The organism is Pseudoalteromonas sp. 1181_04 (assembly GCF_052850545.1).
Genome location: NZ_VXCS01000038.1, coordinates 23,261 through 34,357, shown reverse-complemented (window position 1 = coordinate 34,357; position 11,097 = coordinate 23,261). Strand labels below are relative to the sequence as shown.

Genomic DNA, 11,097 nt, shown 5'->3' with positions numbered 1-11,097 from the left:
GGTGTTTACCTAGCTGCGAAAAGCGGTTTAGAGCAAGTACTTAAATTTGATTCCTATAGTAAAATGGAAGATAACTATTATTTGCATACTTCATTATATGATAAAGTAAATGATAATTTAGAGAATATAAAACGCTATTCGTTACTTTTAGTACAAAGCCCACATACGAGTGAGCTTGAGTATAATAAGCCCACGTTTGAAAAATATATTTGGCATACCATGCAGTACTTGTTCACAACACTTGAAACGCCGAGTATATTTTTAACACAAATTCGTCGTTTTTATAGTTGTGCTGAGTGTGTAATTGAAGCGGCGTTAAGGCGTAAAATGTCTGCGCGCCAAGCGTCTATTGAACTAGACCAAATTGCCGATAGTATTGAGCAACAAACATTACCTCAACTAAAAACTAGTGCATTAAATTTACAACAAAACGATATTATTATCGGCTCATTAAAGGACGCTGATAATGCCAACTAAACGCTGCCCTCACTGCAAAGATCACCCTTTGGATGTTACTCATTATCAAGGTGAAGAGATAGATATCTGTCGCGAATGCGGTGGCTTATGGTTTGAAAAAAACGAAGTTAACCGGATGATTGCCGAAATCAACGAAGGTCCTATTGGTGAAAAATACGAGACTCATTTTGGTAAATCATTAGGTATTTCAAGACTAGACTGCCCTGATTGCAATAAGAACCTTGAGCGCTTTCATTTACTCGAAGATTTTCATACCGAAATTGATGTTTGCCGTCATTGTGATGGTAGTTGGATTGAAAAAAATCAATTAGAAAGCGTTGAAAACAGTCCTGAGCTCAAAACAAACCTAGACAAGCTAAACCAAAAAGTTAGTTGGAAAACTTATCTGTTTCAATTTTTAACGCAAATGCCCGTTGAATATAACCTAAAGCCAAAACAAACGCCGTGGGTTACTCGCAGTTTAATTGCACTCAATGCCATTGTTTTTGCCTTGTATTTTTTCAATGCAGAGGCATTCAGTGCAACCCTCGAATTGTTTGCAATGAATCCAAGTAAGATCTCTCAAGGCGAACATTTATGGAGTGTGATTACCTGTGTATTTTTACACGGCTCAGTAATGCACCTTATTGGTAATATGTACTTTTTATACATTATTGGCGATAACCTCGAAGACGTATTAGGTCATAAAAAGTTTTTAATATGGTATATGGTATGCGGTTTGGCAGCGTCTTTTGCTAGCTTTATCGTTGATCCCAGCTCGATTATTCCAAGTGTCGGGGCTAGCGGCGCAATTGCAGGGCTATTTGGTATGTACTTAATGTGGTTTAGGCACGCCAGCCTTACTTTTATGTTTATCATTTATCAAAAGAAATTATCTGCAGTGTGGTTTTTTGTAATTTGGTTAGGGATCAATATTTATGGCATGATTGCAGCACCTGATGGTATCGATTATGGCGCTCATATCGGTGGCTTTATCGCAGGGTTATTGATCGGCTTTGCTCTTAAAGCAAAAATCACTGCACAAAATCCTATGATTGAATTATTAAATCAACCTGAAGCACAGTTAAAACGCTAATTTAACGCTTAAACCTTCCCTATCTGTGCTGATGGGAAGGTTTTCATTTATTACGTATCACTCACTACTTTATGAATAATGGCTTGGCATTGAGCTACGTTCATAAATTTTGGTACTGGATAGTCCCAGTTAGCCTCTACAATTGCAGCATCAGCAAGCTTTGGTATATCAGCTACTTTTAGCTCTTTTAAATGATGAGGGATCGCTAGATCAATAAGTAACTGCTCTAAGGTGTTTAATAGTATTGCTGCTTTTTCTGTTGGTTTTTGGTGTGATTGTGTTAATTGGCAATGATCAGCAATAGCCGCCAGCTTTTTATCTATACTGGAACCATAAAATTTCAGCACATGCATCAATACCACACTATTTGCTAAACCGTGAGCTGTGCCGTATTGCGCGCCAAATTGATGCGCTATAGCATGCACATAACCTACAGATGTTCGGGTAAACGCTTGCCCTGCATAAAATGAAGCGAGTAACATATTTTCCCGCGCAACTAAGTCATTACCATTTTTATACGCTGTTAATAAATTTTGTAAAATAAGTTCGATTGCCCGCAATGACTTGTCATCACTAAAAGCAAGGCCATTAGTGCCTATGTATGCCTCAAGTGCATGCGTGAGTGCATCGATACCTGTAGCTGCGGTAATAAAATCAGGCACCGTTTGTGTTAGCTCAGCAATTAAAACTGCATCACTTGGTACAAGAGCAAAGTCAGTGGCGGCATATTTTGTTTGCATTTGCGGATCGTTTACCACCGCAGCAACGGTCGTTTCTGAGCCAGTACCTGCGGTTGTTGGAATGGCACATAACGGGGGCAGTTTTTTCAGTACTTTAAACAAGCCTTTTAACTGCTTAATTGATTTATTAGGTCTTACTGCACGTGCGCCAATTAATTTGGCACAGTCAATTACTGAGCCGCCACCAACGGCGATAATACTCTGGCATGTGTATTGCTGATAAAGTGCTAAACCACTTTCAACATTGCTAATCGTTGGATTAGCATCAACGTCACTAAACAGCTGCCAAGAGATTGCATGCTCATCCAGCAAAGCTAAAATGGGAGCAACAACGCCTAAATTTTTTAACGTATTGTCAGTTACAACTAACACAGGTTTATTAGGATTAAGTAATGCAAGCCATTGCTTAAACCCGCTATAACCTTGATACAAACGCGGAGCAGGAATACCAATAAAAATAACAATACATTTTAAAATAAAATGATAGCAGCGATATAAAAAATACATAAAATCAGACTTTTGTTATTTTTACGTTACCTGATAGTGCATCAATTTAAAGCAATTGCCAATAATAGGCAGCCCCTAATACAGAAGTATTTATAATGATAGTGAGCCAAAGTACCGCAATAAATGCACGTTTTTGTGATTTATGTCTTAACCATTGCTGAGCGATCAGTGCTCCCGGCCAACCACAAATTAATGCTAAAATATGTAAACTACGTTCCGGCACTCTAATAGGCCGATCTGTTGACTCTATCGCCAAACGCTTATCCCATTTATAAACTAAAAACGTAATACTGCTCATAGTACAGTAAACACTGGCAACCAAATATGGCCAATAATCAAGCAGCCCACCAATCACTAATACAACTAGAAAACTAACAGAAAAAAGCAATAATGTTTTTTTAATCAACGGACTCTCGCCTATACTACAATTTGAAAAACTAATAATGATAGGCACGATTATGTCATACCTAAAAACACTTTTACTATCTTTTTGCTTTATCTACGCTGGTGCTATTAGTGCACAAACGATTGACTTAGCACCAGAGCTTGAAGTATTTAAACCTTACCTCGGCACATGGCAAGCTGATTTCAATGTTGCCGATAATAAGCCAAAGATTCAGGATGTAGGTCGCTGGGAGCGAGCCCTCAATGGGAAAGCAATTCGTACCCTTCACTCAATTAATGAAGGTGAATATGGCGGCGAATCAATGATATTTTGGGATAGTAAAAAGCAGTCATTAGTTTTTTATTATTTCACTACAGCAGGCTTTTATACTCAAGGGACATTGAAAGTATTGAGCCCTACGCAGTTTGTAGCATACGAAACCGTAACAGGTTCAAAAGAAGGCATCACAAAAGTAAAATCAACCAGTGATTTTAAAGATGAACAGTTTGTTGTCTCTACCTCTTATTTAAAAAAGGGCGAATGGACAAAACCTGAAAAACGTATTTACACTCGCAGTAACAAACAGGTTATTTTTAAATAGTAACGGCATAACAGTAATCGAGTGAATCAATTGGCTGGACTGATGACTTACCATATAAAAAGACATAACTAATTTAAAAGAGGTAGCCCGTTGAAATGCTTTTGCCGCTGTTTGGTTTTGTATTATTTTCTACAGCTAGATTAGAGTTGATCTAGTTTAGAATTGATAATGTAACTCAAACTAACCACGCCGAAGTGGCGTTGCTAGTTTGAGCGAACGGTTAAGTTATACCGATTTTATACAAAACCAATTTAATCGTATTGAAGGTATTATGTTTTCAATTTATTCAATTCATCGTCTTGTTGTGCAACAAGCTGATTGAGCATTTGACTACCATCGCCGGCTTGAGTTGATAAATCAGCAAGTTGTGATGCGGCATCGGATATCCGCGTTAAATTACGATTAATTTCTTCAGTTACAGAACTTTGCTCCTCTGCAGCCGTCGCTATTTGGGTGATCTGATTAGTGATCTCTTCCACTTTAGTTACCACACTGTGTAAAGCATCAAAGGCAACGGTGGTTTCATCAACCGCGGTTTGTGCTCGCACAACTCCTTTTTCAATCACTGTTGAGGCATTACCCACTTCAAGCTGTAGGTTATCAATTAAGCCACTAATGTCATCTGTTGACGCACGAGTTTTAGATGCCAGAGCACGCACTTCATCGGCTACAACAGCAAAGCCTCGCCCCTGTTCACCAGCGCGAGCTGCCTCAATCGCAGCATTAAGTGCGAGTAAATTAGTTTGCTCTGAAATAGTGCGGATCACATCTAAAATTTGCGTAATATCATTACTACGTGCTGCCACCTTGGCTACGGCTTGATTGGCTTGTTTTATTTCTTCAGACATAGTTTTCACTTGTGATACCGCAGACGATAAACTCGCTTCACTACTGACCACTAATGAATTGATTTCATCTGCCTGTTGCGCTGATTGCTCTGAAGCACGGGCAACTTCAAGTGCGGTGGCACTCATTTCATTCATTGCCGTTACGACACTTTCAATTTCTTGAAACTGAGCTTGCACATTTTGCTTAGTATCAACGGCTACATGCGCGGCAATTTGTGCCTGCTCTTTCGTCTGCCCTGATACATCTTTAAGCTGTGCAATTAAATCACGTAATTTTTCCAAAAATGCATTAAATCCAACAGCGAGCGCAATTAACTCTGCATGAGTGTCAACCGTTAACGTTTGTGTTAAATCCCCATCCGCGCTGGCTAAATTATCAACCCGTAACTGAATTTGTTGCAGCGGCGCCACGATGCTTTTGACAACTAAAGTCATAATAATAAAGGCAGCGCCAGCAATCACTAAGCCTGATATTAAAATTAGCCCACCTAGTGTATTGGCATTTTCTTGCATACTCGCGCTGAGCTGCTGTGGCCCTTGCAGTGCAAGCTCTGCTGGTACTTCAACTAATAAAGTCCACTGGCGACCAGCAAGTTTAATATCTATTGGGTAATTGACTAAGTATTCATTTTCACCCTTTTGTACTCCAGAGCGTTCTTTCAAACTAGTATAATTTTTTAACACCGAGGCTGAGACGGCTTCTTTTAGCGGACGGCCAAGTTTGTCTTTGTTATGACTACTACCCACAATTAAATCCATCGAACTTAATAGGGTAACTCGCGCCTGACCATTATATAATTCTTTTGATAACTGCTCGGTCATGGTTTGAAAAACTGGCAGTGTAATATCAACACCACTGAGGCCAATAAACTTACCGTCGCGAAGTATTGGCACAGTCAAAGAAGTCATCATTTCAGAATTGCCGGGAGATATTTCGTACAGATAGGGTTCCATTATGCACGGCTTTTTAGTGTCTTTAGCACATAAGTACCACTCAGCTTCACGTTGGCCAAATTCGTTTAAGGTCGTAACGTATTTTTCTGCTGCATCTTCAACAACTTGCTGTTCAATCACACCTTCACGGCTGCGAGTGAAGTAAATCTCTAAGGTGCCTTGGCCTGCGACTGAATGATCATAGCCATTTTTATACTGTTGATCGTTACCATCAAAACCATTAGCTTCAAATTGCGAGTAGATTGAAGAAAGTATTGAATTACCTTCTATAATAGAGCTATTAAGCTGTACCACTGAATCACGCGTTAAAGCATCTTTAGCTGATTCATTACCAAGTATTGCTGCGAGTGAAAAAGGCACTCGATACGCTTCGTTGATAAATCCTGCGATTTTTTCACCGTACACAGCAGCATTGCTGGTGAGCTTTTCTTCTACCTCAGTAACTATCAATTTTTCAGCTTGTGCTGATAACACTTTATTGCTGCTTGATAATTGCCACCAAAGCACACTCGATAGCACTACAACGGTGATAAAAATACTACCTAAAGTAAGCCATAGTAACTTTTTCGCCAACGCTAATTGCCGCATTCCACTTATCCTTTAATTAAAACTACGTTTACATTCTAGTTCAATTATTCATAAGTTAATCTATTTTGTTGAAAAAAACATACTAACGCTGCGCTAATACTATTTAATTTTACCAGTAGCTAAAAAGTTTTCGCGATAACAAAACCAATTTAGACATCGAGTTGATCATTGCTGAACTATTTGTGTAAACGCTTGGCAATGACTTTGCACTCTATAAATAGTCTTAATATGGCAAAATAAAAATGGGGGATGTTGGTTGTCGGGTAGCACAAACTGAGGATTGAATATTAAGTACGAATTATCACAATAACGCGTCTTGGTTATAAATGGCGTTCTAAAAAGCTCATAATTATAAAAAACAGCCACAAAAAAGGCGTATTTAAAATAAAAAATGCGCCTTTTAAAATATAAATTATTCAAATTTACAATAAGTTAGATAACCGACAATTCAATTGCGATATTACCACGAGTAGCATTTGAATATGGGCAAACTTCGTGTGCTTTAGCCACTAACGCTTCTGCGGTGTCTTTATCTACATCACCTACAAAAACAGCTAATTTTACAGCGATACCGAAACCACCTTCGATTGGACCAATCGATACTTCTGAATCAATGCGGGTGTCAGCAGGTAACTTAACTTTAGCTTGGCCTGCAACTAATTTTAATGCGCCAATAAAACACGCTGCATAACCCGCTGCAAACAACTGCTCAGGGTTAGTACCTTGACCATCATCGCCACCTAACCCTTTTGGAGTTGAAAGTGCCACATCTAAACGGCCATCGTCTGATTTTGCAGACCCTTCACGGCCACCCGTTGCAGTTGCTTTAGCTGTGTACGCGACTTGTAGTAATTCTTTCATAATGTTTTCCTTATTTAAGGTTGGGACTAAATTTACTTTGCGTACAAAATAATAAAGTAGTTTATTGAGCATTGCAAATATTTTGCATGCAAATTAAAATGCAGTATCATCATTCGAGAGCTACTATGAAATATCCACAATTGAAATTAGATAATCAAATTTGTCATCGTCTGTATATGGCCTCCAATTCAGTGGTACGTGCCTATCGAGATGCACTAAACGAACTTGAGCTGACCTATCCACAGTATGTGGTGATGATGGCGCTCTGGGAAGAAGATGAGATCAGTATTGCACAGCTGCTGGAAAAAACCGCAATAGATGGCGGCGCCATGACACAAATTTTGAAAAAAATGACCGATAAAAGCTTATTAGCCGTGGTTAAAAATGAAACAGACAAACGTAAGCGAGTCGTAAAGTTACACAAACATGGCATACAGCTGCAACAACAAGCAGCGAACATCCCTGAGCATATTCGTTGCCGTTTTCCATCTATTACGCAGCAAGAAGCCACACAACTAATTACTTTACTTGATAAACTCAATACTGACTTAAGTTAATTATCAAAAATTTTGAGAGAGATTCGTGTATACATACCCCACTCTTTTTCTATTATAAAACTGCGTTATAGTGGGTGCAGCAAAACAATTTAACGGAGCAACTCATGAAAGCCATTGGATACCAAACAGCAACCAAAACACTTAGCAATCATTCTTTCGAAGCCATCGAGTTACCTATTCCAACAGCATCCGGTCACGATTTATTGGTCGAAGTAAAAGCAATTTCAGTTAATCCTGTCGATGCGAAGATCCGCGCAAATGTTAGCCCTGAACAAGGTCATAAAGTCATTGGTTGGGACGCTGTTGGGATCGTAAAAGCTGTTGGTGATAAGGTAAGTTTATTTAATCTGGGCGACCGAGTTTATTACGCCGGTGATTTAACTCGCTCAGGCAGTAATGCTGAATTTCAACTAGTTGATGAACGTATTGTTGGCCGTGCGCCTACTACCTTGAACAATGCACAAGCTGCTGCGTTACCGCTAACCAGTATTACAGCCTGGGAATTACTGTTTGATCGTTTGCAAATATCACGTTCCAACAATGCAAAACCAGCTTCATTATTAGTTATTGGTGCCGCAGGCGGTGTTGGCTCAATTTTAGTGCAGTTGGCCAAACAGCTAACCAACTTAACGGTGATAGGCACAGCATCACGCGTAGATAGTGTTAGCTGGTTAAATGCGCTAGGTGTTGATCAAGTGCTTGATCACTCACAAAGCTTAGATTCACAACGAACAGAGCATAATCTTGCCGAATTTGATTATGTCGTTAGCCTCACTCATACCGAGCAACATCTTGATGAAATTATTAAAGTGATCAAACCACAAGGTAAATTAGCTTTAATAGACGACCCAGCAAGTTTTGATATTTTAAAACTCAAGCGCAAAAGTATCTCGCTACATTGGGAGTTTATGTATACTCGTTCAATGTTCCAAACTGACGATATGATAGCGCAACATCAGTTACTTACTGAATTAGCAGAGCTAGTTGATAACGGCATCATTAAAACTACCTTAGGCCAACATTTAGGAAAAATTAATATAGAAAACCTGCTCAAAGCGCACGCAATATTAGAATCTCATCAATCTCGCGGTAAGCTGGTACTTGAAGGGTTTTAACAATTAACTCGCTAACAAAAGCTGTCAGAGGAGTAAAATACAACTCCTCCCTTCAGCAAAGCTGTGGATGTAATTCATTATTTTATTAATTGCTCAAATATAATAGTAATTAACTTTTCAGCCTCATCGTATTCAATATGGACTCCTCGACTCATATCTAATATTAACTGATCTCTTTTCGCACCATCATTAAATACTTTATTCATAATAAACAACAGTGTGTCAGTGCTTGCAATTTCTTGGGCATCGCTTGCTAGCTTCATTGCGCTTGCTTTAAGCTCATCAAAGTCTTGAGCATCCATAAAATTATCGTTATATAGGGAATCATTTACTTCAGGTATTTTCGAATAATGTTTAATCAAATAGTAAATATCAATCGCATCTTTGCCGCGAATATGTGGCTCTCTCTCTTGCCAGGATTTTAACTTTAAAAGTAACATTCCCGCTGGTGATGCAACTTTAGTTTCGAGCTTGGGTGTATCAGATATAGTTACATTAAGCGCATTATTAAATGCTTCATTAAAACCTATAACCGACATTTCAATATCGTGTTGCGGTGGCCATGTTATTGAATGGCTATCACCAGCAATAGAACCAAATGGAATAATATCAACCTCCCACTCGTCACCATCAGTCAGCGATATTATTAATTGGTGCGCTTTTGTTTCATGAGCTTTAAAACCATTCGCAAGCAATTTAGCCTTAAGCTTCTCAAACTGTTGCCAACTTTTAACTTGTATAGCAAAGTCAACATCTCGCGTACCTCGCTCGATTACCGCACCAAAACCATGATGCAAAATAATATCTCTTGCGGTAGCCCCAATCACTAAATAAGGAACAGCCAACGCATCTGCTTGAGCGTTTATTAACAGATACAGTTCAACCAATCCACGTGGTAACTTACTGGCTACATTAAGCGATGTGTTTTGCATAGAATCTTCCTGCTGCATCAATATTTCTTGGATCTAAACTTGCAACTAGGTTGGCATAAATTAAATACGGATGAGCCAAACCCGCTTGCGATCCAGTAAGCTTCTTTGTCGCTAAAAGCGGCTTGATCAAAATAACTTTAGTTATCGAATCATTTGAGATCTCATTTGTTTTAACTCTTCGCAATCTTGAAGCCTTCAATACATCTTTTTTATTTTCAGGCTCTACGTAAATAAGATAATCTTTGGCATAAAGATAATTGTCATAGAGTTCAGCAGCATACTCACCTCCCCATAATGCTTTAAGACTTCCCAATTCAAGCTTCTTTAACAGCGCTATATTGTCAGTGGTATAAACCTCTTGATCTAACTTAGCCTCTACTGCCGTAGGGTAAGCATCTAACCATTTGTCCAATAGATTCGTTTTATTGACTAAAACTTTAGTGTTTTGTCCATTTTTAACAACAAACCCTTGATATATTAAATCATCGATAACCTGTTTTACTGTGCCAAGTGCAACTTCTGAAGCATCAGCGATAGTACGCAAAGGCTCTTTCACTAAATCAGCCTGAATTAATAACATCAAAACGACTTTCATGCCTTTAGGCTGAAATGCTTTACCCAGTTGCTTTTTCAAAATCATTTCAGTATGCGGTTTTTCTGGTTTTTTACCTTGAATGTCAATATATACGGGAGGTAGATTGATATAGGTATTCCCTGCTAAATCTATAAATGGAACATTCTGCTCTTTTAGTAAAGTAGCTTGATTTGGATTGATATAGTCTGTCAATAAGACAACTTTTTTGATCAATGCCTTAGCTTTTATGGTTGCAAGGTGCTTGTGTAAGGTCGCAGGGTTTAAATATTTTTTGCACTCAACATTTAAGCACTGCTCAACACCTGGCACCCTTATCTCCGCGTCATCACTGCCTTTTTCGCAAACCTTAAAAGTAATCCCTAAACCAGTTTGCCTATTCAATTTATCAATGGCATTTTGTATTAGCTCTTGCTCTGACATTTGTTCAATACCCAAGTATGTTCACCAATATTGAACAATACTACAAATTGAACAAAAGACAAGCGACTTGTTCATTTATATTTCACGTTCACTTATATTGAACATATAAAAGTGAACAACACACTTTAACTTACCTAAACATACTTACACAAAAATCCGCCTACTCCCCCAGTTCTGATAACGGGAATCATATTCTATGTCAACCTGCGGTATTCACGCACAGAGTGTTTAACCAGACCCCATAATACTAATAAACATGCATCACAAAAGTGCAAAGCCATCATTATTTTTCACTACATTAGTGCTTATACTCAATCATACAACAACGAAAAAACCTTAAGCTATTGATTTATTTTAACTAAAAATAATTATTCAGACTGGCATAGATCTTCCTTACAAAAGAGTAACTCACTAATCTGAGTTTTACCTTCATTTACCTCGT

The 11,097-nt window shown here is 38.5% G+C and carries 11 protein-coding genes; 5 read left to right on the top strand and 6 right to left on the bottom strand.

All coding sequences use genetic code 11. The features are described 5' to 3' along the window. Positions 1–477, top strand: a 477-nt coding sequence (locus FW757_RS21680) for a hypothetical protein (RefSeq protein WP_446441682.1), incomplete at its 5' end; no start/stop codon positions are given. Continuing rightward, positions 467–1,552 carry a rhomboid family intramembrane serine protease gene (locus FW757_RS21675; RefSeq protein ID WP_446441681.1) on the top strand — a complete coding sequence of 362 codons (1,086 nt, stop codon included), beginning with the start codon at positions 467–469 and terminating at the stop codon, positions 1,550–1,552. The genes FW757_RS21680 and FW757_RS21675, both read left to right, overlap by 11 nt. A 50-nt stretch (positions 1,553–1,602) precedes the next feature. Here the strand turns inward: FW757_RS21675 and FW757_RS21670 are convergent, their stop codons facing one another. Further along, on the bottom strand, positions 1,603–2,799 hold the full coding sequence (locus FW757_RS21670; protein WP_446441680.1) for an iron-containing alcohol dehydrogenase: 1,197 nt from the start codon (positions 2,797–2,799) through the stop codon (positions 1,603–1,605). A gap of 46 nt (positions 2,800–2,845) precedes the next feature. Continuing rightward, positions 2,846–3,205, bottom strand: a complete 360-nt coding sequence (locus FW757_RS21665) for a DUF1294 domain-containing protein (RefSeq protein WP_149981840.1) — start codon at positions 3,203–3,205, stop codon at positions 2,846–2,848. A gap of 52 nt (positions 3,206–3,257) precedes the next feature. Here FW757_RS21665 and FW757_RS21660 point away from each other — a divergent pair, with 52 nt between their 5' ends. Beyond that, positions 3,258–3,785, top strand: a complete 528-nt coding sequence (locus tag FW757_RS21660; protein WP_149981841.1) for a hypothetical protein — start codon at positions 3,258–3,260, stop codon at positions 3,783–3,785. Between the two features lie 269 nt (positions 3,786–4,054). On the opposite strand, the gene FW757_RS21655 is transcribed toward FW757_RS21660, so the two are convergent. Next, complete coding sequence (locus FW757_RS21655) at positions 4,055–6,175, bottom strand: methyl-accepting chemotaxis protein (RefSeq protein WP_182830859.1); 2,121 nt, start codon at positions 6,173–6,175, stop codon at positions 4,055–4,057. Positions 6,176–6,607: 432 nt separating this feature from the next. Beyond that, positions 6,608–7,036, bottom strand: coding sequence for an organic hydroperoxide resistance protein (locus FW757_RS21650; protein ID WP_182719060.1), 429 nt, complete (start codon positions 7,034–7,036; stop codon positions 6,608–6,610). A 125-nt stretch (positions 7,037–7,161) separates the two neighbouring features. Here FW757_RS21650 and FW757_RS21645 point away from each other — a divergent pair, with 125 nt between their 5' ends. Both FW757_RS21645 and FW757_RS21640 read left to right on the top strand, forming a co-directional pair. Further along, on the top strand, positions 7,162–7,593 hold the full coding sequence (locus FW757_RS21645) for a MarR family winged helix-turn-helix transcriptional regulator (protein WP_182768097.1): 432 nt from the start codon (positions 7,162–7,164) through the stop codon (positions 7,591–7,593). Between the two features lie 104 nt (positions 7,594–7,697). Next, positions 7,698–8,708, top strand: a complete 1,011-nt coding sequence (locus FW757_RS21640) for a zinc-binding alcohol dehydrogenase family protein (protein ID WP_182768096.1) — start codon at positions 7,698–7,700, stop codon at positions 8,706–8,708. Positions 8,709–8,785: 77 nt separating this feature from the next. On the opposite strand, the gene FW757_RS21635 is transcribed toward FW757_RS21640, so the two are convergent. Together FW757_RS21635 and FW757_RS21630 are read right to left on the bottom strand one after the other, a co-directional pair. Then, complete coding sequence (locus FW757_RS21635) at positions 8,786–9,640, bottom strand: nucleotidyl transferase AbiEii/AbiGii toxin family protein (protein ID WP_404698721.1); 855 nt, start codon at positions 9,638–9,640, stop codon at positions 8,786–8,788. Further along, positions 9,621–10,655, bottom strand: coding sequence for a type IV toxin-antitoxin system AbiEi family antitoxin (locus FW757_RS21630; protein WP_446441679.1), 1,035 nt, complete (start codon positions 10,653–10,655; stop codon positions 9,621–9,623). The genes FW757_RS21635 and FW757_RS21630 overlap by 20 nt, the downstream gene beginning before the upstream one ends. Positions 10,656–11,097 lie beyond the last annotated feature (442 nt).

Excerpts from the sequence above, each read along its gene's own strand:
- FW757_RS21675 (WP_446441681.1), top strand. The coding sequence starts at position 467 with ATGCCAACTAAACGCTGCCCTCACTGCAAAGATCACCCTTTGGATGTT.
- FW757_RS21670 (WP_446441680.1), bottom strand. The coding sequence starts at position 2,799 with ATGTATTTTTTATATCGCTGCTATCATTTTATTTTAAAATGTATTGTT.
- FW757_RS21660 (WP_149981841.1), top strand. The coding sequence starts at position 3,258 with ATGTCATACCTAAAAACACTTTTACTATCTTTTTGCTTTATCTACGCT.
- FW757_RS21655 (WP_182830859.1), bottom strand. The coding sequence starts at position 6,175 with ATGCGGCAATTAGCGTTGGCGAAAAAGTTACTATGGCTTACTTTAGGT.
- FW757_RS21650 (WP_182719060.1), bottom strand. The coding sequence starts at position 7,036 with ATGAAAGAATTACTACAAGTCGCGTACACAGCTAAAGCAACTGCAACG.
- FW757_RS21645 (WP_182768097.1), top strand. The coding sequence starts at position 7,162 with ATGAAATATCCACAATTGAAATTAGATAATCAAATTTGTCATCGTCTG.
- FW757_RS21640 (WP_182768096.1), top strand. The coding sequence starts at position 7,698 with ATGAAAGCCATTGGATACCAAACAGCAACCAAAACACTTAGCAATCAT.
- FW757_RS21635 (WP_404698721.1), bottom strand. The coding sequence starts at position 9,640 with ATGCAAAACACATCGCTTAATGTAGCCAGTAAGTTACCACGTGGATTG.
- FW757_RS21630 (WP_446441679.1), bottom strand. The coding sequence starts at position 10,655 with ATGTCAGAGCAAGAGCTAATACAAAATGCCATTGATAAATTGAATAGG.